This window comes from Paenibacillus sp. E194 (genome assembly GCF_000935845.1).
In the GTDB taxonomy this organism is placed as follows: domain Bacteria; phylum Bacillota; class Bacilli; order Paenibacillales; family Paenibacillaceae; genus Paenibacillus_B; species Paenibacillus_B alvei_B.
The window spans coordinates 1-20,457 of record NZ_JMDX01000102.1 but is presented as its reverse complement, the minus strand read 5'-3'; the positions used below and the strand labels follow the sequence as shown (position 1 = coordinate 20,457).

The window sequence follows — 20,457 nt, the reverse complement described above, 5'->3', positions numbered from 1 at the left end:
TTTTATCTAGTATTAAGGCTAACACCAATAATTAATGCAACTGGGAAGTGGTTATTATATGTATCCATTGCAGCTTTCTTTTTAATACTATTGGACGTAATTGAATACGTTTTAGAAGGAATAAAAGAAAAGAGAGGAATCAAGGTCAATAATTTAACAGTTCTACGCTCAACTTCTCTAGGATGTGCAGTAATCGCAATAATAGTTTTGCCAAATTTAAAAATTGACATTCCCGTTAAGACTGTTAATGCATGGAGTGACGCAATTTCATTAATTAGCTTAGGACTTGCAATAACGTTAATCGGTTTTAAAACAGAGAGGACTAGAAAGTCTTTATCTAATAAAACTATGTTTACAAGAAATGAAGTAAGCGAATTTTTTAAATCAACTGAAGGACAGAATCTTATTGATGAACGCATAAGGAGACTAGGGCTCCAAGATGTAAACATGATTGGGGAATTTAATGCAGAATCTAAGTAGTGTAACAGCAGATAACACTATATTGACCTATATTGACCTATATTGACACCTCGGACATACTGAACCGGCTCCAATTAGTGGGAGAGAAAAATAAGTGCAAGTAGAATAAAAGCAATAAGACAAGAAGCAGATCTTGAATTAAATAACCGGGGCGTTATTTTCGACTTCTCGGCCGTTTACAAATAAATGATGGTGAATGTAAAAACGAAAAGGAATAAAGAGATCATGAAAAAGATAATTCCTAATGTGATAGTAAGTATACTATTGCTCATTATTCTGCTCGGCGTGGCTGCTTTTTTCCTATTCTTCCATATTGGTATTTTTGAGGTGTTAGGAATTCAATATGAATCGTGGACATCGGTGTTTCTGTTTATCGGTCTATCATTCGTTGCTGATGCGGTTACCAAAGTATTATTTATTTTTATGAAGACAAGGTATTTCCTCTCTACTGGTCAGCAATTTAAGCAGTATCATGACGCTATTTTCCGAATACTCCTCGATTTTGTTGCTGTTCATCTGATTGATGAATGGATGACGTCCGTTCATTTTTCTATTTTTTCTGAGATTGGTTTTGTTCTTATTATCTATTTGATTGATACTTTACTTTTTCAGAAAAAAGACCATGATCGTTGAGAAGAAAGAAGCAAAATAATGAGTTCGCAATTCAAATGATTCCATTCGGTTAACGGGGAGTGAACATTACATTGTCAGTTGTTCGAGAGTATATTCGATTGTATGCAAAAATAACGTTGAATCAGAAAGTGAGTTTTTTGTGGTACTTGCTTTTACCCTTAATTCTTTTTTTCGTATATCATTACAATTGGATCATGAATAGTCCAGAAGCATCTTTTTTTCAATACCAAGCCAGCATGTTCTTAGCCTATATAACATTCGTCATGTCTATTGAGGTTACGACAAGCTTGATCCGTATGAGAGAAGATGGCTTCTTGAAAATGTTCGCATTCGTTTCGGGCACGAAGTATCCTATGATTATAGGAAAAGTCTTTACGCAATTATCCTTCCTGATTCTTTCGATCCTCATCTTTTCTTTAGTGACCAGCTTATGTAGTCTACATAACCCTACAGATATTATATTATTTATGATTAGTTCCGTCGTTGCGGGCTTAATCGGGGCAATTCCGATAATGTTCTTCTTTTTAATACTTATGATTTTCCCGATGAAGCAAGAATCACTAGTTACTGTATTGAATATGCTTCTACTTGTATTTTTGATCGTAACCGCTAATAATTTGTCGCAATCATTGTCGTGGGGAATCCTGCTGTTATATATCAATCCATTAGAACTGGTTAGAGCTTTGAATCTATTAATAGCGGAATTCATAACGGGTAAGGAATTTATGAATTTTGGCTCGGCTCATATCGTATTCGGCCTGATTTTATATATGATTATCGGACTTTTGGGGATGAGATATACAAGAATCGTATCCTCGACAAATCGAACATGAATTGGGGCAGGTATATGATTACAATTGAGAATTTAAATTATAGGCATAAGAATTGTAATAAGAGTAATTTGGAGAATGTAACTGTAGATTTTAAACCGGGTATAGTAAACGTCATTATAGGAAAAAACGGTTCCGGTAAGACGACGTTATTTGATTTAATTACAAATGTTATTCCAAGACCCAAAGAAATCAAAGGTGTACCGAACCATTCTGAAATTATTTATCAATTACAGGGGTTATCGTTTCCTTCGACTTTGAAAGGAAAGGATCTGTTTCGGTTTTTTTGTACACGGATCACAATAATAGTATAAAAGTTTCGAATACTCCTTATACCGATAAATACATGGAATCTTCAGAAATTGAGTTAATGGAAAAAGTATGGGACAACCAATTCGGTCAGTTATCTATAGGCGAGCGGCGGTACTTAAGTATTTTGGCGGTAACGCTTATGCAAAGGAAGCTGTATGTATTCGATGAACCGACTTCCGGAGTTGATCCCGAAGCAAGATTGCAAATTTTAAAAAGAATAGAAAGGCTTACTCTTGGTACAAGTTCTACAGTCATTCTTTCTACTCACACTTTACATGAATTTCGAAATATACATTGTAAAATTCATTTATTGCATAAAGGGAGTATAAGATTTCAAGGAACGTATGAGCAGTTTACCGAAAAAGGCGAAAACGGCGATCCAGACTCAGCATTTTATCAAAACCTCTTGCTACATCAAGCAGAGTAATGATAAAGTCCACCCAAAACATTTTACATCCGAAGAATTCAGGTGGGCACAGTAGAGCAAATAAAAAGCTCTATTGTGTCCTTTTACTTTTGTTAATTGGAGGGGGAAATGGTATGACCTATTTGCTGTTTGTTATCATTATTTTAATTGGTTTTTTACATCTTATGAATTATATAGTCAATCGTGAGGATAATGAACCCAAGCCGCCATTTAAAGTAAAGTTGTGGCTCATACCAGTGTTGGCGCTTTTATTACTCACAATCGTTTCGTTGTTGGCTGGATTATTCGCACTATTGTTAACCGGAATCGGAGCATTAAACCACACACTCACATTCCCAAATCATTATGCCGCGTTCACAGTTTCGATGTACATAATTCTCTTGTTTCTGCTAGTAGAATCATTTATACATCCGTTCATTTATGCGTTATTATTGGCCCTCTTGAAAAAAAAGCCTACTCGAGTGATTAGTCACATTGTCAATGTGATTGGAGATACGTTAGTTATTTACTTTGTTTTTAACATTTTTCCGTATGTATCTATTTCGGGATTGGACACCGCTTTTTATATCTCCGTTCTTCTTTTGGTTCTTGGTCAAATATGCGTTGGTTTTGAATACGTGATCAAGAGATATATTATTAAAAACAGAAAAAAGAAATGATGACATAGATAAGGTACAGGCAATCGAAAAGATTCAATCTACGTTCATAAGACTAGGAAAGGGGTGAACAGTGTGGATGTTTATTTAGAAATCGATAATCAAGGAAATTCTCTTTCCCTTGATGTACCCGGTAGTTGAGCTGTGTAATGAACTCACAGGAACAGAAACTTGTAGCTTGTAAGTTCTCCCTCATAATTGGAAGGTAGCACGAGGCTTGGAAATCAAGGATTAAAAGAGATGTACTCGAGGTGAGGATATGATGAAAAAAGAAGCCAGCTATAATAGTTGGCTTCTTGAAAATGTTCGCGTTCGTTTCGGGTACGAAGTACCCTATGATTATAGGAAAAGTCTTTACGCAATTATCCTTTCTGATTCTTTCGAACCGTTTCTGTTGGCGACTATTTATATAGTCCAAAACAACAGAAAGCGGTACTGAATCATCAATAAAATGAACAGACAGATAGTTGCTATCAATATAGCATTCCATACTTTTCTTTTTCTGCTAACTTGCTTATCCCTAAATGATCGTAAAATAGGGATAGCTGCAATTACCATGCCAATAGAAAAAACAGCATTGATTATTAGGTGTATCCTAAAATCTCCAATTGGAGAGGACATAGCTGACATAAACCTCATTATAGTTACTATCATGTTAACCATACATAATAGACCGATAACCGGTAATAGATTTGTTTGTTTATATGCCGGTATATGAAGTGAGATTCCCTGCTTTTTACGTTTTCTCAATAAAATGACGGATACGAGTGCAGCGATGGAGCCTGTAATAAAAATTATTATACAAAAAACAAAAGCAATCTGATTGATTTGGATGTTTTTGAATAACGGCATTTTTAGATAGTCCCGAATATTTCCTGTGCGAACTTTATTAACCTGACCGTTTTCATCTAACTCAAAGGATAAAAAGGCAAGAGACCCTCCGCTTCGTTCCAATATAGATGGATTGGAATCCATTCGTTCAAAAACCAAGGGGGCGACCTCTGCAAAGTGAAGTGTTTCTCGATTTGGATCGATGGAAGGCCGTACTTCAATTTCCCCGTTCCCCATGTCCTTTACCACAATACTATCACCAGAAAGCAAATATAAACTTGACAGGAAGTTGCTATGAATCATTCGGCCCGAATAATAAGTTCCACTGAGATCTTGGGTATGGGGATTTGGCACAGTAACCTTTGCTTGATGAGAAAATTGGGCAGAAAGTTTATCGACAATTTCAGTCCGCACACCACCCGATTCTCCAGCTACGTTGGTAAGCACACTAACACCGAAATTCTCTTCCGGGAGGAGACTTAAAAATGCAGAAAAATTGGTTGTATTTCCTCCGTGTTCCAGTAAGCGAACTCCGTTTTCCTGACGCTGCCAAAACCCATGGGCATTAGAAGGCATACCGGCAGAAACAGAAAGGGAATCGGCATGCATTTCTTTAAGCGTTTGAGGCGAGTTAAATAATGAGTTATTTAAAGAACCCTCATAATCCATTTGTGCGATCATAAACTTTGCCATGTCTTCTGCGGTTGAGGTAATCGCGCCGGCAGGTGCTTCATTTAAAAAGTTTTCTGGTAGCAGCTCGAATCCTTCTGACGCACTGCCATAACCCTTGCTTTTATTTTCTGCAAACCCAGGCAGGTGATAATAATTTGCATAGGCAGTGCTTCTTTGCATATGCAAAGGATCAAAGATATGGTTTTTTACATATTCTTCAAAGAGTTCCCCAGACTTAACTTCCACTATATATCCGGCAATGTCTGTACCGAAGTTAGAATATGCGATAACCGTTCCCGGTTCATATATTTGTTTGGGCTGATGTTTTGCACTCACCCATTTTTCAAGAGGAATAACTTTTTCTTTCTCAAAAGTAAGCATTTCGCTTGCATTTTCTTCAAACCCTGCGGTATGGTTCATTAAATCTAATATCGTAATTGGTTTATCATAAACCAAATTAAGGCGCTCATACCCGATATATTCTCGTATATCTGTATGTAGATCAATCTTTCCTTGTTCAACTAGTTGCATTACTGCTGTCCATGTAAAAATTTTGCTGACCGATCCAATTTCAAATACAGTAGATGTAGGATCAACGGGAAGATTCTTCTCTATGTTTGCTACCCCATACCCTTTGCTGAAAATTAGCTTTCCGTCTTTAACTATAGAAACTGCCGCTCCCGGTACGGTAACCCCTATTTTACCTTCCATAATATCATCAACTATTGTTTCGATTTTTGAAATATCCACACCTGATGGAGTTACTTCAGTACTTGCAAATGCTGACATGGGAGAGCAGAAAAAGAAACTGAAAATTGTAATTACGGTGGTTACAAAAGCAACCAGCCTATTTGTTTTTTTCATTACAAGTCTCCTTATTTCCATTATGTAATCTTCATATATTTTTAGAAACACAAGTTTTATCTCCTTGCTTGTATACCTGTTACTACACTGCCTGCAATGCCTAATACACCTAGCGCTAGCATCCATTTATATGATAAAAAAATTCCAACTAGCATAAAAACAATCCCTGTTATCCCATTTGTAAGTGAACTTATTAGGAATGACCGTTTGCTGGGTTTGGGAAAGCTGATAGAAATTCCTGCCCATTCCCCGGCCTTTTTACACGCGCTATTCATGCTGCTAAACACTTTATCAATCATCATATCTTTCACTCCTAACATATGAAATAAGAAACACCCCAGTTAGAAATGCCGACAGCAATATTTAAAATAATGAATACTGGTGCTATATTTCTCTCTTTATTCAAAAATTTGATCTATCGTACTATTTAATAGAAATTCAAATACTTCAAAACGGTCATAAGCAAGTTTATCTTTCAATGTCACCATAAATAGCATCGAACCTATTACAGCATATGCTTTTTCTTTTTCAATTTTCAGTCTGAGTCCTGCAAGATCAATGGTATCGTAGAAAAAAGTTTCGCTATCAAAGTGTAGTTTTTCGATACGGTCTTTAGGTAATTTGTTTAAAAAGGCCAAGAAATCTGGAGTTCCCAGATCATATAGAAATGGTAATTTATCAAATTCTTCGAAATGCCATTTCATGGAACTAATAAAACCAGCTTTGCCCCTTTTACTATTAATAATTTCTAGCAATTTGCTTTTTAACCTATTTTGCACGCGCTCTAAGGTGTCGCAAAACAAATCCTCTTTAGCCGAATACAATAAATAAAATGCTCCTGTTGATATTCCTATTTTTGCTGTTAATTCACCAATACTTGTTTTCTTGTATCCATGCAATGCCCAACTCCGCTCACATTCCGTACAAAGCCTTGTTCTTAGCTCAACTTTTTCTTCATCAGAAAAGCCTTTCGGTCCTCTTGTCATCCATTACACCGCCTTATTTTATTATGAATAAATTTATCTTTTGATTCATGATAGAATCATACTCTCTCTTGTAATATCTGTCAACCGATATATGTTGCTTGATAATAATGGAGCTGAGATCGATCCTAAAGTAACCCATGAAGAGATCACAAAATCAGTAGTAGACTACATAAAAAAGAATAATTTGCATAATATTTCCTGGTGGGCCAGGGCTTTTGGGGGAACCATTATCGCGAAAGTAACGGAACAGCTGTGGATTAGGGTGGGAAGGAGGAACGTTTTGAAGGTGGAAATTATCAGCGATATGAGCTAGTTAGATCCATCAAGAAGGAATAAGAATTGATTCGAAAATTGTCAATGATTTTGATGATGATGGTACTATTCGGTTCTGAAGTGGTGGTGGTCTCTGCCGAGACTGATTCCTACTCAGACGGAACCTACACATTAGTAATGAATAACGAGGATCCTTCTTTTGATTCGACAGTGAAACAACGAATGATTGATACTTTCTTTATCGTATATCCTCAAATGGTTGCACGTTTCAATGGTCAGGCAGCTCGCAAAGTACATTTTACAATTGATCCGACATACTCTGGTGTTGCGGAAGCAGGAGGGGGCAATGTTAGATTCAGCTCTAATTGGCTGCGAAAGAATCCGGAAGATATCGATACGGTAACCCATGAGTTAATGCATATCGTTCAAGCCTACCCTGGGGGAAGTCCGGGATGGATAACCGAAGGGATTGCGGACTATGCTCGTTATAAATATGGCAGAAATAATGGTCCAGCAGGATGGTCCCTGCCTAATTATAGCCCTAATCAACAATATACGGATAGTTACCAAGTTACAGCTCGCTTTTTCGTATGGCTGGAAAATCGGATCCGTCCGTCGATTGTCAATGAGATGGACTTCAATCTTCGTAATCGAACTTATAGTGAACAATTATGGGTGAAGTTAACTGGCCAGACTGTCGATCAGTTATGGCAGCAATATTCCAAGGATCCAAACTTGACTAGCAACGATGTGCTTGTGGGAAGACCCTATAAATTAATTAATGTAAACAGTGGAAAAGCATTGGATGTTCAAGGAGCAGGGGCAGCGAATGGCACAAATGTTCAGATTTATTCAGATAACGGATCAGCAGCACAACGTTGGACCGTGTATCGAAACCAAGACGGCACATATAAATTGATTAACGCGGTTAGTGCCAAAGCACTGGATGTGACAAGTTCGGGGACAGGAGACGGTACAAACGTGCAGATTTGGGATGACAACGGTTCAGGGGCACAGAAATGGAGCTTCATACGCAATACAGATGGCTCGTATAAACTAATTAATAGTAACAGCAATAAGGCACTGGATGTATCCGCATCAGGTACGAGCGACGGTACGAATGTGCAGATCTGGACGGATAATGGGACCGCTGCTCAAAAGTGGAAGTTGGTACTTTTAAATTAATAGGGGTAGGAATTCATATGACCAGTTAGATCGAATTGATCTAGCTGTTTTTTTCATATTTTCGTGTAATCGGAATGACTTTGGCACTTGGCCCGAATAAGTAAGATTCGTCTTGATTCTCAAAAGGGACTAACCCGTAAAGGGTCAGTCCCAGTAGATACACCTTGCTATTATTCTACAAGCTTCCAGGATTCATCGCTGCCCGGAATGCTCTTCGTCCACCACTTGGCTTGGTAGAGCTTGCCTTCATAGCGAACCAAATCGTTTTCTACATACACATTGCCCGGCACGTAATCCACACTTCCGTCCTCGTTTGGATTCACTTCTTTATGCCATGCTATGGAGTTATCCGGCGCTTCGCCTCGTACCCACCAATTTGCAGTGTATTTCTCTCCTTTGTAGATAACCGTATCACCTTCATAGTAGATCTTGTTCGGATCATACGTATCCGCAAGCCCGTCGGTAACGGTAATATTGCGCTCTGTAGAGGCTTGCAGGCCTTGATTGTCTTCTACAGTGTACACCAGCTTGTAGGTTCCCGGAGTAGAGGAGTCAACCGTTCCTTCGATCACGATGCGATCGGTCAGGTCACCGTCCTCTTCATCCATAGCGGTAACTCCTTCTTTCGGATCGAAGTGATCGCCCACGAGAATTGTTTTATCCGCAGCGCCATGAATCACTGGCTTGTGATTGATCTTTTCTGCCACAGTGATCGTGCGTTCAGCAACTGCTTGCTGTCCTTGGCTGTTCTCTACGGTGTACACCAGCTTATAGGCTCCTGGGGTAGAGGAGTCAACCGCTCCTTCGATCACGATGCGATCGGTCAGGTCGCCGTCCTGTTTGTCCGTAGCGGTAACTCCGTCTCTCGGATCAAATTGCTCGCCAACGAAGATTGTTTTATCTGCTGCACCATGAATCACAGGTTTTGAAATTACCGGCGGGGTGCTACCATTTCCGAATGTTTTGAAAATATCGGTAAATTGATATTGGGCCGTTACGCCGCTGTTGTTTTCCAACATTGCATCCCGGTTCATCGACCAGAAGGAGGTCATCGCCAGCCCTTTCTCGATCGCATGATCCACAACCAACTGCGACCACTCCGTCGTAAAGATCGGATGAAGGTTGCTTTCGAACCCGATAGATGGTGTCGTACCAATGATTCCATAAGCCTCTTGATCGGTTAGATCGATGTTGGCGAATTGCTTGTAGTATTGCTTCACTTGATTTTTCGTCGAATCAACGGCTCTCAGAGAAGCTGAACCATAGTTTTCGCCAGGCTGGAGCGTACCACTGCCGTAGTTCATCGTCATGATGTTCACGACGTGGACATCCACGGCAGCAGACAAGTAAGCTTCCAACACATCCAGTTGAACAGAAGTCAGACCGCTTGGCAGTACAGGGAGTGTTATTACGATATCGACTCCCGTTGCATCCTGCAGCTTCTTAATCGCCTTTGCGTTGGCGATATTCATGTCTTTGTTCTGAGCGCCGCCCTCAATGTCAAGGTCAAATCGGGTCAGTCCATAGCCTTGAACCAGCTCCATATAAGTATTAAAGAGCGTATCGGTATCTTGAGTAACTTCCCAGAATGCAGCTCCGTTCGCACCGCCTAGCGAGATCGTGACATCTCCGCCCAACTCGCGAATTTCCCGGATGGACTGCTTAATTCCTTGATATTGGGTGTCTTGCGGATTCTTTTCGCTTAGTAATGCATGTCCTCCCCAGCCCCATTGCACTTTGCCGTCCGCTACTTGATGCCCAACGGGCTGAACAAAGCCAAGATTGAAGAATTTCACGCCGGTATCCTCGGAAATTCTGGCAAGGTTAGGAGCGCCGTTGTTGGAATAGCCCGGCTTGGTAACCCATGCAACCATGTCGATGAATGGGGAATTGATTTGCTTCGGCCACTCGATTCCTTGGCCAACCCCAAAGTCATACCCCGGTGCTGTCGTTTCGATAACGGTAATGGTACGTTGTTTCTCGACCGTTAATCCTTGCGAGTCCGTAACGGAGTAAACCAGCTCATACTTGCCGGCTGCATTCGTATTGACTTCTCCCGTCACGGCAATATGGGATGTGAGATCTCCGTCTTCTGCGTCCGTAGCCGTTACGCCAGCCAGCTTATCAAAGTTGTCGCCGACTGTAAGCGTCAGGTTCGTTACGCCATGCAATACAGGCGGTTGATTCTTGCTTGGAGCTTCATCACCCCAAATGAGTTGTCTGTTCATTTCTGGGCTGTTATCCGACACCCGCTGAACCAGCTCCATGCTTGTAATCTTGGCATCTCCCTTTAGTTTGAACGTATAGGATCTGCCAGTTTCAATCGTTTTTGCATCATAGACCGATTTCAAATCGACGACCGTGTAACCGTTCTCATTAGTTACGATACCCGCCAAATAATCGCCGGAAGTCAGCGGCCCATCGGCTTGGATGTAAAGCTTCGGCAGCTTAACCGTTTTCGCGCCTCTTTCCACGGCTCTCAACACTGAATTCGATTCGGTCAAGGACTCGTTATTGAAGAGGGAAATTTCAACCCCTTTATTGTTGCCCCAAGCTTCTGTATACGATTTCACATCTGCCGTAACGTCCAGCTTGGTATATTTAATTTCATGGGTTGTCAACGGCTGGCTTCCGAAGAGGCCTTCTTTCGTTGTCTTTGTTAATTTGTCACGCTTGGTAGGATTCGTAGTAGGGGCATCGTTGGAAGCCATCCAAGCAATTACGCCGCCCAGACCATTCTCGAGCACATATTTCGTTTTCTCTTGAATGGATCGTTCATTGTCATAGGTGTAGAATACGCCAGTTGTCCCATCATACAGATAGGGAGCTTTGGCTGCATCATCCCAATATTCCTTGAGATTTGGGTAAGTGGCCTTTAGCTTGTCAAGGTTGCGATAAGACCAAATCCCTGTTCGACGGCCGGCGTCCCCAATGGTGAGCGCTGCTTCGCCAACCGCGCCGCGGGATGGAGACTGATCCGCATCCTTGGCGGATAGTGCCGCTTCGCCGAATAGTCCTGGATGACTCGGATCGGATCCTTGCGACACTTTATCCCAGCCGCGAGTGTAGTAGGCCGCCCCAATCACAATCTTGTTCGGCTCGGCACCTTGCTCAATCAAGTATTTTACGCTTTCGTCGACCGACAGGTTGTTGCCCGTGAGCGGGTCGTTCGGATTCGTATACAAGCCAGTATGATGGCCGCTTACTTCATCCCATGCGCCGCGCATGTCATAGTTCATAATGTTGGCGAAGTCTACAATGTTGAACAGTCTAGGCACATCTATGCCGATATCGATCTTGCTCTTTGGCGCCGGAAGCGCAACAGACAGTTCATACGCTTTCCCAAGCTCGGATCCTTGCTTATTCAATGCGTTTTTGAGGTCTTGCAGGAGCAAAATATAATTGTTTTTATCCTCCGGCGTGGCGTATTTCGTGCCTTCATCGTTCTTATTATCGACCAGATCAGGCTGTCGAATTTCAGCTGGGAACTCCCAATCGACATCCACGAAGTCCATGTTCGTGTACTTGATGAATGTCATCACATTTTGGATCAGATTCGCCCGTTTTGAAGCATCGGCCGCTACGACAGAGAAGTCGCCTGATTTCGACCATCCGCCAAGAGAGATGCCAATCTTCAGATTCGGGTTTTCTGCGCGCAATTGCTGTAGGGCGATAAGGCTGCCCGCATTGGCCGCTTGCCATTGTACGCCTTCCTGGCCGACAGGCGCTTCTACAGCCGCATCTTTGTCCGTAAAGACAAGGTTGCCTTGGGCGTCAAAATCGAGAAACGCATAGTTCAAGTGGGTTAATTGATCGCCAGGAATATCCTTGGGATAGAAGTTCCCTTGTCCTCCCCAAATCGACCAATCGCCATAGTACATAACATTCCGGATTTCCTTTGTCGCGTTTTTGACCACAGGTTCCTGTGCTGCGGAAACAGCCGACCCTGCATAAGCCGGTGCCAACGAAGACACGAACATCATGATGGTCACTACCGTCATTGCGAATAATCTCCGGGCACTCTGCTTTTTCCTAGTCTTCATCCGTTACTCACTTCCTATCAATAGATTTTATTAATAGGCAGCTAGGGTGGGGGATCTTGCTATAACTATACAAAACAACGCATACGACTAATAGGGTTAGGATCTATTAATCGGCAACTGGCTAGCATAGAATTTCTTCCTTAGCCCCTTTAGTTTTGCGTCACTAGATTTCCCTAGCTTTGCCTAGTAATATCTGTGCAAACATGCATACTCTTGCATAACGATACATGTTTACACCGTTAAATATACAGCAGTTTCGCGTTTATTTAATGGGTCATACGGATTATTTGTGAATATCTGAACATAGTTCGATATTATTATTCACTTATAACCCTATCATGTTAAAATCCGGATGCGATAAGAGGATGTTATATGAATTCCATATGGTTTGATGTTGGGCATCAGCCCCGTAACTGCGCCGTTCTCTCGATATTCCCTGCAATGTATTTTTACATATTCCAAATTTGCGATAAGGCTTGGGCAGTAGGTCTAAAGGGAGGGGGTGAGACTATTTAAATTTGGATAAACGATCCAGAGTTCGTAAAATGATAACCGAGTGTAACTTTCCTTATAAGTCAAATTAATGCAATCAATATCGTTCATTCGCTATAGCTTTGACAGCTAATTCATTTTATTTTATAGTAAGTAACACACTAACTACTAAAGGAGTTGCCATGGAAGAACTTTTTAAAGAACTTCAGAAATGGGGCTTTTCACAATATGAATGTAAAGCGTACATAGGGCTTTTGAAAAACTCCCCTATAACCGGATATGAAATAAGCAAAAGGTCGGGTGTGCCTCGTTCAACGATTTATGAAGTATTGGCAAAATTAATGGATAAAGGTGCGGTGTACACAGTACCTTCTGACCCCGTAACCTATGCACCTTTACCAGCAAAAGAGTTAATCCATCGATTGCGTAATGACTTTGACAATTCTATGGATTATCTTGAAAAGAATTTATCTGCGTTAGAAAGTGAACAAGAAGTAGATGTTATTCGACGCATCAGCAGTGATGAGCGCGTTGTGGCCGAAATGATTGACATAATCGATAAAGCTAAAAAAGAAATATGGTTGTCGATCTGGGAACCACAAGTCGCTTCGATAAAAGGTGCTATAGATGAGCGGATAAAGGATAATATCCACGTCTTTTCTATTCTTTTTGGAGCACCTGAGATTCAGCTTGGGGCAACTACTCATCACAATTACATGGCTCCAGAAGTAGCTGAGGAACGTATGAACGGCCGCTTAACGATTGTTGCACGAGATAATGAAGAAGTCTTAATTGCAAATTTCGCGCCAAATACACCTGCATGGGCGGTAAAAACGGAAGACCCGGCACTTGTGTTAATCGCGATGGAATACATCAGGCATGACATTATGTTCTCAGAATTAGTGAAAGAAGTGGGCCCAGAGAAAGCAGAAGCGCTTTGGAAAAACGCTCCTAACCTATTTCATGTTGTTACCGGGAAACGGTTCAAATAAATTGAACCGTATTTTCTTTCACTTTTTCGTAGTAGTTAGTAAGTTAGCTTCTAATACTTGAAAATAAAGAGGGAATGAAATGAGTCTGTCGAACGTCCAAATGAATTCGTCTCCGAGAGATGAGGATAGCTTTATCCAAGGAGTAAAAGATTGTGTCCCCACGCTGCTGGGTTATTTAAGTATCGGATTAGCTGCAGGTGTGATCCAAAAGACTGCGGGACTTAGCATCACTGAGATCGCTCTGATGTCTATGATTCTCTATGCTGGCTCAGCTCAGTTTATTGCTGCGGGTATGATAGCAGCAAGTAGTTCGATTACTGCCATTATTATTACGATTTTCTTTGTCAATCTTCGTCATATTTTACTTAGTGCCGCACTAGCACCTTATTTCCGGCATCTTACTCCACTTCGCAACATGCTAGTAGGTACTCTACTCACCGATGAGACATTCGGTGTCGCGATTACCGAGGCGGCCAAGAGAAAGCGAATCAGTGAGAAATGGATGCATGGTCTCAACATAACCGCTTATGTAAATTGGCTTGTAGCGAATCTAGCAGGAGCATTTTTGGCACAATGGATTTCGAATCCGGAGAAATTCGGACTAGCATTTGCCTTGCCAGCTATGTTTATTGGCATTCTCGTACTCTCCATGTTAGGGCGAAATAGAATCAAACTTGATATCGTTGTCGCAATTATTGCAGTGGTCATTGCTGTGGGAAGTTCTTTCTTTTTGTCCAGCAGTATGGGCGTTATTGTGGCTACAATTATTGCTTCAACAATAGGAATGGTGGTAGAAAAATGGAAGTAAGATGGGACATTTTTTTGATTATTCTAGGCTCAGCTTTTGTCACGTTCATTCCAAGGGTCGTTCCTCTTATGGTGCTTAGTCGTTTTGAATTACCAGAATGGGCAATGCGTTGGTTAAATTATGTTCCCATTTCTGTAATAGCAGCTCTGATAGGTCAAGAGATATTTATCCATGACGGAAAGCTTACATCTCTTACCAACAACATTGAATTTTTTTGCAGCCATACCGACTTTTTTAATTGCGATAAAAACAAGAAGTTTATTGGGAACCGTACTGGGCGGTATTATTTCCATTATCATTTTACGCTTATTGTTTTGAAACTTGATACTAGAGTTTTATCGAGGATACATGGCTATGAGTATAAAATTTTATATGCGCGCTGTAAAAAGGGTCTAGTGGCTGAAATACCTACTGCCAAAAACTACACACCTAGCAAATGGTATTCCAAGAGGGAGAATTTTTCAAAACAAAGGCAAAAGAACGCTACAAAATTGAGGCGAAGAACAGTGAACTCAAACATAGACATGGGTATGGCGTAGCGTTATCCTTAGATCTTGTTGGCATGGAGTTACAAGGCATAATGGCAATCTTCGCTCTTAACGTGAAGAGAATAGTAAAGCTACCGAAGTGAGAAGCCAGTGGTACAGGCTTGTGTATACAGTGAAAAAGACGACTATTATCCCATAAATAGAATAATAGTCGTCTTTTGTTTCGCTCTACGGCCTCGGATTGATCCAAGGTTGTATTGCTCGATTTATTGTTCTGATTCGATTGGGGCTACTTGTCGTTGCGAGATATCATTTGATGATAACGATAAACACTTGATTCCGACATTCCCATTATTTCAGCAACTTCATTTATTGTACCTTTAACTTCAAATACCCCGTATTCCTTTAATTTGAAAATAGCAAGTTTCTTTTGTTCAGGTGATAACTGAGCACCGGATTCTAATATATCTTTATCTATTACTCCATAAATGATATTACGAATATTATCGGTAAGTTTTTCAATAGGTTGTTCCTGGTCAGTTTCCTGTTCGATAAGATCTATAGCTGAACTTAGATTGGCCAATTTTAATATATCCTTTGCGACTTTTCTATAGACATCCGCATCAAAATTTATACATAAAAGACCTTGTAATTGACCTTCACGATCTTTTATAAATAAAGTTGATGAACGGAATTTTTTACCTCTTGGTCCTTCTCCAACATAATCTACAACATAATCCTTTTTTAAATATACCTTTTCGTTGATTAATTTTTTTGCATAGTCAGTTAAAGGGCCATTTAAAGATCTTCCACTTAAGTCTCCATTGACTATGTGACCGATTTGAGAACCCCCATTAGGATTTAAAACATGTAATACAAATTCATAATTAGATCCCAAAATTTCCCCGAAATAATTCATTATGTTTTGATAGTGTCGAAATAGTTCATTATCCATTTAAGTATTCCTCCTAATCAGTTATTCCTGAATTTCATTCACTATGAAATTGCTCGCGAATTCATATTCAATTCCAAGGTTGAGCAAAATCTCTTTCAATAAAAGATGCGCTTTACTTCTCGTACATAGATGCGTTCTTCTTTTTTCAGCTATAGACAACCCAACTTCGGGTCTTTTATCGGCAAGGTTTCGTTTAATGAAGAAGCCAGCATTCAAAATAGACAACCCTATTATAACTTATAACAAGTTTTTTAGAATTTTAAAAGGGAGAAACATTAAATTTGTAATAAAAAATTCCGATAAAAATAATTTATTATCATTTGTTTGACTGCATGAATATCTATGTGGTACTCTGTCTGTGTAGTAATAAAAAATAATTACTATAATAAATTATTTCAAATTATGTGAGAAGGATCAGAAAACATCGTTGTTTTGATGGCATTGATTGCAACGAGTATGATTACAACGATAATTTATCCAAGTATTCAATTCGTACTAAGAAAGGGTTTGATGATTCTTAGTGTTACTTTTGAAAACCCTTACATGGTGGGCGGGTGACTAGTATGGCAACTATGGGGAGGAAACTAATATGAACATGAAATTAGTACCTGTTAAAGAAAAAAGGGTTGTTAATTACAAAAGTTGTTTTGATGTGATTGGACCGGTTATGATCGGCCCCTCCAGTTCACATACTGCAGGTGCCTTAGCTATTGGAACAGTTGCCAATAAATTATTTCAAGGTCTTCCAAAAAAAGTTGTGGTAAGGTATTATGAATCATTTGCTGAAACCCATAAAGGACACGGAACTGATTTTGCAATTATTGCTGGTATATTAGGATTTGCTGCCGACGATAGTAGGGTGCCTGGTGCTATTGAAATAGCAGAATCTAAAGGAATTGACATTACCTTTTTAGAAGAAGCAGGTGATAGTCCTGCCGGTCATCCGAATACTGCAGATATTTATCTGGAGGATGGAAATCGAAATATTAGAACAATGGGAACTTCAGTCGGTGGCGGATTAATTGAAATTAAACATATAGAAATTGACGGGTTTAGCTTACATCTTCAAGGGCCATTGCCGGTTATTATAGCGATTTCCGAGAGAGATGACCTTGAATTTATATTACGCAGGATCTTTAAACAATATAATGTGGAAATTAACAATTTTAATAGTTTGGAGAAGTCAGGAAAATATTTATATCAATTTGATGTGGATTCTCAATTATCTAGTGATGTTCAGAAGGAATTGGGAAATTCCAGCGGTGCAGCTAACATCATTATTCTTTAATTAGATTAGGGGTGAAAAGTTTATGTACATGACTATAAAGGAAATTATCGATGCAGCTAATCAAAGGAAAAAGCCAATTTATGAATTAGCAATCGAGCAGGAAATCGAGCAAACTAAAACTTCTTATGAAGATGTTTGGAGAAAAATGGAAAGAAATTTAGTGACTATGGAGAATGCTGTAAAGAAAAGCGCTGAGGGCAATGGAGTATTTTCTCCGACCGGTTTATCCGGAGGGGATGCTGTTAAAATAAAACAATATCGTGAAAGTGGAAAAACCCTTTCTGGAGATTTGATGATGCTCGGGGTCCAAAACGCTATCGGAGTTAATGAAGTAAATGCGTCGATGGGAGTTATTTGTGCAACTCCAACTGCAGGTGCAAGTGGGACAATTCCGGGAGTGCTGTTTAGTATTCAAGATAGTTTACAGTTAAGTCATGAAGACAAGGTTCATTTTCTATTCACTTCAGCTTTATTAGGAATGATAGTAGCAAATAACGCTTGTATTTCCGGAGCCTTCGGAGGATGTCAAGCTGAAGTAGGTAGTGCCTCAGCAATGGCTGCAGCAGCAGCAGTAGAAGCTGCCGGAGGAACACCTCAGCAATCTTCTGACGCTTTCTCAACTGCACTGCAAAATTTACTCGGTCTAGTTTGTGATCCGGTTGCAGGCTTGGTAGAAGTTCCTTGTGTAAAGAGAAATGCTATTGGAACGGCTAATGCCTTAGTAGCAGCGGACATTGCATTAGCGGGCGTAACCAACATCATTAATGCTGATGAAGTAATTGAAGCGATGTTCGTAGTAGGAAGACAGATGCCTCGCGAATTAAGAGAGACAGGTTTAGGTGGAATTGCAGCCACTCCCACAGGAATTGCTATTAAAAACAAAATTTTCGAAGATAAGGTTACTAGAAAATAAGATTATAATAATATATAATTATAGTAATAAAAGATTACAATAGTTACACTGAAATGTAAGCGTTATAGAAAAAAATGAGATTACAACTCATAATTTGTGAAAAAAATCACAGTTGTTAAGGTTCATTCTCCAATTCTCTATCAAGGATGAGAGGAGAGTGTATCGATATCTGTTATTGCCACATTATGTAATAGTATGCATTAAATAGTTTTGAAAACGTAAACAATTTTAACAGTTTTAAAAGAGAGGAAATGATAAAGTAGTTAACCAGTATACAAGGAGGAATTATAATATGAATGGGAATACAGCCGAAAAACTTGAATTTACTGCTGAAGATCCTACAGGGAAAAACGAAAAATATCCAGATCCCAAAAAGTGGCACAAGCAAGATACCACCTGGGCATTGAGCCTTTTTGGAACAGCAATTGGAGCAGGCGTACTCTTTTTACCTATTAATGCGGGAGCAGGAGGTTTATTATCATTACTGTTAATTACAATACTTGCATTTCCTGTTATGTACTTCTCGCATAGGGCACTTGCTAAAATGATATATGCTTCCAAATCTGCTGATGAGGGGATTACAGGTACGATAAGAGAGTATTTCGGTAATAAGGCAAGTATAATTTTTAACCTCGTATTTTTCTTATCGATTTATATTATCGTGCTGATGTATTCGGTTGCACTAACAAATACTGCAAGTAGTTTTATGGTGAATCAATTGCACATGAATGAGCCGCCAAGAGCCATTTTATCGCTTGTATTAGTACTCGGTCTTATAGCTATACTGAACTTTGGTCAAGATATTACTGTAAAGGTAATGAGTATGCTAGTATATCCTTTTATAGCTTCGCTGCTTTTTATCTCAATATCTTTAATTCCACAGTGGAATACGTCGATGCTTAGTTTTTCAAGTGTTTCTACTGCTCCAACAGGAGTAGGAGGATACTTCAATATGATATGGATGATATTGCCGATTATTGTATTCTCGTTTAATCATTCTCCTATGATATCGTCATTTGTTATGAAACAGAGACAAACTTATGGAATACTAGCTACAGACGCCAAATGTTCTCAAATACAAAAAGTTTGTTATATCATGACTTTCATTGTCGTTATGTTCTTTGTTTGGAGCAGTGTCTTGAGTTTGACTCCAGATGATCTTGTAATAGCAAAAGAACAGAATTTATCAGTACTTTCATACCTTGCCAATCGGCTTAATTCGCCTCTAATCACTATTGCAGCTCCTATTATTGCGTTTGTGGCCGTAACAAAGTCCTTTCTTGGCCATTATGTAGGAGTATACGAGGTAATGCGTGACATGATTATCTCGGCCGGTAAAGCACGTGGAAAAAACCTCAAAGAAAAAACAGTTAAGAGAGCGATCCTTGTTTTTGTAGTATTAACATGCTGGTATGCCGCTTATGCAAATCCAAGCATTCTTGGAATTATAGATACTCTCAGCGGACCGCTAGTTGCTGCTATCTTATGTCTCTTACCAATGTATGCGATCAATAAAGTTCCTGCGCTAGCTAAATACAAAGGAAAACTTAGCAATATTTTTGTCACTGTTGTGGGCGTTCTCACTGTCCTTGCAAGTTTGAAAGCATTATTCTAATTAAATATTTTTTGAGCTTTCTCAGGTGGCTTGTCATTGGCACCTAAGAAAGCTCTCTTTTTATTGATTAGTCGACTCATTCGTGATTTCAATCATGAGATGAATCGGGGCTATGATTTAACCTAGTCGCATGATTATCCCGTCTTGGCTGGAGTTTTTCAGTTGTACTCGTTCATGCTGCTGTGTAAGGGAATAACTTAGACAAGAGGCTCTGCCCAAGCTGACTTTTTTGGAGCCTCTTTTACATTGAACTGGCTGAGATTGAATAATACTATAAATTGGTTAATTAAATGAACAAATGTTGAGTCAATCAGTTCTATTGGCAGCTATACACATAGAAAGGAGGATTACCAATTATGAAGAATAAGAATTTTACGGAATATGATCGGGCGATATTGCAATCCTATGACTCCATCGTGGAAGGCTTGGCCGATTATTTGGGAGATGCCAGCGAGATCGTGCTGCATAGCTTGGAAGACTATCAAAATACCGTTATCAAAATCGCGAACGGGCATCATACGGGCAGAGAATTAGGAGCCCCGATTACGAATATGGCTTTGCAGATGTTGAGTGAGGCTAAGTACTCTAACGCAAAGCAAGCGATCAGTTATTTTACCAAAAGCAAGAACAACCACTCAATGAAATCAAGCATGATAGCCATTCGTGGTGAAGCTGGCAAAAATTATGGTTTTATGTGCATTAACATAAACTTGG

17 protein-coding genes, 2 pseudogenes and 1 riboswitch are annotated in these 20,457 nt (G+C 39.8%); of the genes and pseudogenes, 14 read left to right on the top strand and 5 right to left on the bottom strand.

From position 1 onward, the window contains the following. From AZ66_RS31910 to AZ66_RS15405, 5 genes are all read left to right on the top strand, one after another. A partial coding sequence (locus AZ66_RS31910; protein ID WP_044355637.1) for a hypothetical protein occupies window positions 1-480 on the top strand: 480 nt, incomplete at its 5' end. A gap of 225 nt (window positions 481-705) precedes the next feature. After that, window positions 706-1,113 carry a YrvL family regulatory protein gene (locus tag AZ66_RS15425; RefSeq protein WP_044355636.1) on the top strand — a complete coding sequence of 136 codons (408 nt, stop codon included), beginning with the start codon at window positions 706-708 and terminating at the stop codon, window positions 1,111-1,113. A gap of 829 nt (window positions 1,114-1,942) precedes the next feature. Continuing rightward, entirely contained in the window at window positions 1,943-2,257 is a 315-nt protein-coding gene (locus AZ66_RS33785; protein ID WP_052648538.1) for an AAA family ATPase, read from the top strand. 32 nt (window positions 2,258-2,289) lie between these two features. Then, window positions 2,290-2,682, top strand: a complete 393-nt coding sequence (locus AZ66_RS15410; RefSeq protein ID WP_156159979.1) for an AAA family ATPase — start codon at window positions 2,290-2,292, stop codon at window positions 2,680-2,682. Between the two features lie 113 nt (window positions 2,683-2,795). Continuing rightward, window positions 2,796-3,341: a hypothetical protein gene (locus AZ66_RS15405; RefSeq protein ID WP_044355632.1), complete on the top strand. Its 546-nt coding sequence runs from the start codon at window positions 2,796-2,798 to the stop codon at window positions 3,339-3,341. 402 nt (window positions 3,342-3,743) lie between these two features. On the opposite strand, the gene AZ66_RS29895 is transcribed toward AZ66_RS15405, so the two are convergent. From AZ66_RS29895 to AZ66_RS15390, 3 genes are all read right to left on the bottom strand, one after another. After that, window positions 3,744-5,705: a serine hydrolase domain-containing protein gene (locus AZ66_RS29895; protein ID WP_197081712.1), complete on the bottom strand. Its 1,962-nt coding sequence runs from the start codon at window positions 5,703-5,705 to the stop codon at window positions 3,744-3,746. 56 nt (window positions 5,706-5,761) lie between these two features. After that, window positions 5,762-6,007 carry a hypothetical protein gene (locus AZ66_RS31905; protein WP_052648536.1) on the bottom strand — a complete coding sequence of 82 codons (246 nt, stop codon included), beginning with the start codon at window positions 6,005-6,007 and terminating at the stop codon, window positions 5,762-5,764. Window positions 6,008-6,103: 96 nt separating this feature from the next. Further along, window positions 6,104-6,691 (bottom strand): TetR/AcrR family transcriptional regulator, encoded by a 588-nt coding sequence (locus tag AZ66_RS15390; RefSeq protein WP_028532056.1) that lies wholly within the window; start codon window positions 6,689-6,691, stop codon window positions 6,104-6,106. Window positions 6,692-7,030: 339 nt separating this feature from the next. Between AZ66_RS15390 and AZ66_RS30650 the strand changes: the two genes are divergently transcribed. After that, window positions 7,031-8,149: an RICIN domain-containing protein gene (locus AZ66_RS30650; RefSeq protein WP_231586891.1), complete on the top strand. Its 1,119-nt coding sequence runs from the start codon at window positions 7,031-7,033 to the stop codon at window positions 8,147-8,149. A 170-nt stretch (window positions 8,150-8,319) separates the two neighbouring features. Here AZ66_RS30650 and AZ66_RS33350 read toward each other — a convergent pair whose 3' ends face one another. After that, on the bottom strand, window positions 8,320-12,192 hold the full coding sequence (locus tag AZ66_RS33350) for a glycosyl hydrolase family 18 protein (RefSeq protein WP_044355630.1): 3,873 nt from the start codon (window positions 12,190-12,192) through the stop codon (window positions 8,320-8,322). 109 nt (window positions 12,193-12,301) lie between these two features. Beyond that, window positions 12,302-12,386, bottom strand: a riboswitch (cyclic di-GMP riboswitch). 480 nt (window positions 12,387-12,866) lie between these two features. Between AZ66_RS33350 and AZ66_RS15365 the strand changes: the two genes are divergently transcribed. From AZ66_RS15365 to AZ66_RS15350, 4 genes and pseudogenes are all read left to right on the top strand, one after another. Continuing rightward, window positions 12,867-13,676, top strand: coding sequence for a TrmB family transcriptional regulator (locus AZ66_RS15365; RefSeq protein WP_044355629.1), 810 nt, complete (start codon window positions 12,867-12,869; stop codon window positions 13,674-13,676). 79 nt (window positions 13,677-13,755) lie between these two features. Continuing rightward, on the top strand, window positions 13,756-14,484 hold the full coding sequence (locus AZ66_RS15360; RefSeq protein ID WP_044355628.1) for an AzlC family ABC transporter permease: 729 nt from the start codon (window positions 13,756-13,758) through the stop codon (window positions 14,482-14,484). Next, a pseudogene (locus AZ66_RS15355) lies at window positions 14,475-14,802 on the top strand (AzlD domain-containing protein). Before AZ66_RS15360 ends, AZ66_RS15355 begins: the two are co-directional and overlap by 10 nt. 115 nt (window positions 14,803-14,917) lie before the next feature. Next, window positions 14,918-15,115: pseudogene (locus tag AZ66_RS15350) on the top strand (IS5/IS1182 family transposase); the annotation flags it as partial. Window positions 15,116-15,261: 146 nt separating this feature from the next. Here the strand turns inward: AZ66_RS15350 and AZ66_RS15345 are convergent. Further along, window positions 15,262-15,927: a helix-turn-helix transcriptional regulator gene (locus AZ66_RS15345; RefSeq protein ID WP_044355625.1), complete on the bottom strand. Its 666-nt coding sequence runs from the start codon at window positions 15,925-15,927 to the stop codon at window positions 15,262-15,264. 589 nt (window positions 15,928-16,516) lie between these two features. On the opposite strand from AZ66_RS15345, the gene sdaAB reads away from it, so the two are divergent. The 4 genes from sdaAB to AZ66_RS15325 all read left to right on the top strand — a co-directional run. Continuing rightward, entirely contained in the window at window positions 16,517-17,215 is a 699-nt protein-coding gene (gene sdaAB, locus AZ66_RS15340) for an L-serine ammonia-lyase, iron-sulfur-dependent subunit beta (RefSeq protein WP_044355624.1), read from the top strand. A gap of 22 nt (window positions 17,216-17,237) precedes the next feature. Continuing rightward, entirely contained in the window at window positions 17,238-18,128 is an 891-nt protein-coding gene (sdaAA, locus tag AZ66_RS15335; RefSeq protein ID WP_044355623.1) for an L-serine ammonia-lyase, iron-sulfur-dependent, subunit alpha, read from the top strand. Between the two features lie 292 nt (window positions 18,129-18,420). Then, window positions 18,421-19,743, top strand: coding sequence for an aromatic amino acid transport family protein (locus AZ66_RS15330; protein WP_044355622.1), 1,323 nt, complete (start codon window positions 18,421-18,423; stop codon window positions 19,741-19,743). 356 nt (window positions 19,744-20,099) lie between these two features. Continuing rightward, on the top strand, window positions 20,100-20,457 hold a 358-nt coding region (locus tag AZ66_RS15325), incomplete at its 3' end, for a PAS domain-containing protein (RefSeq protein ID WP_044355621.1).

Bases quoted from the DNA above. Each gene is read 5' to 3' on its own strand.
- AZ66_RS15410 (WP_156159979.1), top strand. From the start codon at position 2,290: ATGGAATCTTCAGAAATTGAGTTAATGGAAAAAGTATGGGACAACCAA.
- sdaAB (WP_044355624.1), top strand. From the start codon at position 16,517: ATGAACATGAAATTAGTACCTGTTAAAGAAAAAAGGGTTGTTAATTAC.
- AZ66_RS15330 (WP_044355622.1), top strand. From the start codon at position 18,421: ATGAATGGGAATACAGCCGAAAAACTTGAATTTACTGCTGAAGATCCT.
- AZ66_RS31905 (WP_052648536.1), bottom strand. From the start codon at position 6,007: ATGATGATTGATAAAGTGTTTAGCAGCATGAATAGCGCGTGTAAAAAG.
- sdaAA (WP_044355623.1), top strand. From the start codon at position 17,238: ATGTACATGACTATAAAGGAAATTATCGATGCAGCTAATCAAAGGAAA.
- AZ66_RS15360 (WP_044355628.1), top strand. From the start codon at position 13,756: ATGAGTCTGTCGAACGTCCAAATGAATTCGTCTCCGAGAGATGAGGAT.
- AZ66_RS15405 (WP_044355632.1), top strand. From the start codon at position 2,796: ATGACCTATTTGCTGTTTGTTATCATTATTTTAATTGGTTTTTTACAT.
- AZ66_RS15365 (WP_044355629.1), top strand. From the start codon at position 12,867: ATGGAAGAACTTTTTAAAGAACTTCAGAAATGGGGCTTTTCACAATAT.
- AZ66_RS33785 (WP_052648538.1), top strand. From the start codon at position 1,943: ATGAATTGGGGCAGGTATATGATTACAATTGAGAATTTAAATTATAGG.
- AZ66_RS33350 (WP_044355630.1), bottom strand. From the start codon at position 12,192: ATGAAGACTAGGAAAAAGCAGAGTGCCCGGAGATTATTCGCAATGACG.
- AZ66_RS29895 (WP_197081712.1), bottom strand. From the start codon at position 5,705: ATGAAAAAAACAAATAGGCTGGTTGCTTTTGTAACCACCGTAATTACA.
- AZ66_RS15390 (WP_028532056.1), bottom strand. From the start codon at position 6,691: ATGACAAGAGGACCGAAAGGCTTTTCTGATGAAGAAAAAGTTGAGCTA.
- AZ66_RS15425 (WP_044355636.1), top strand. From the start codon at position 706: ATGAAAAAGATAATTCCTAATGTGATAGTAAGTATACTATTGCTCATT.
- AZ66_RS15345 (WP_044355625.1), bottom strand. From the start codon at position 15,927: ATGGATAATGAACTATTTCGACACTATCAAAACATAATGAATTATTTC.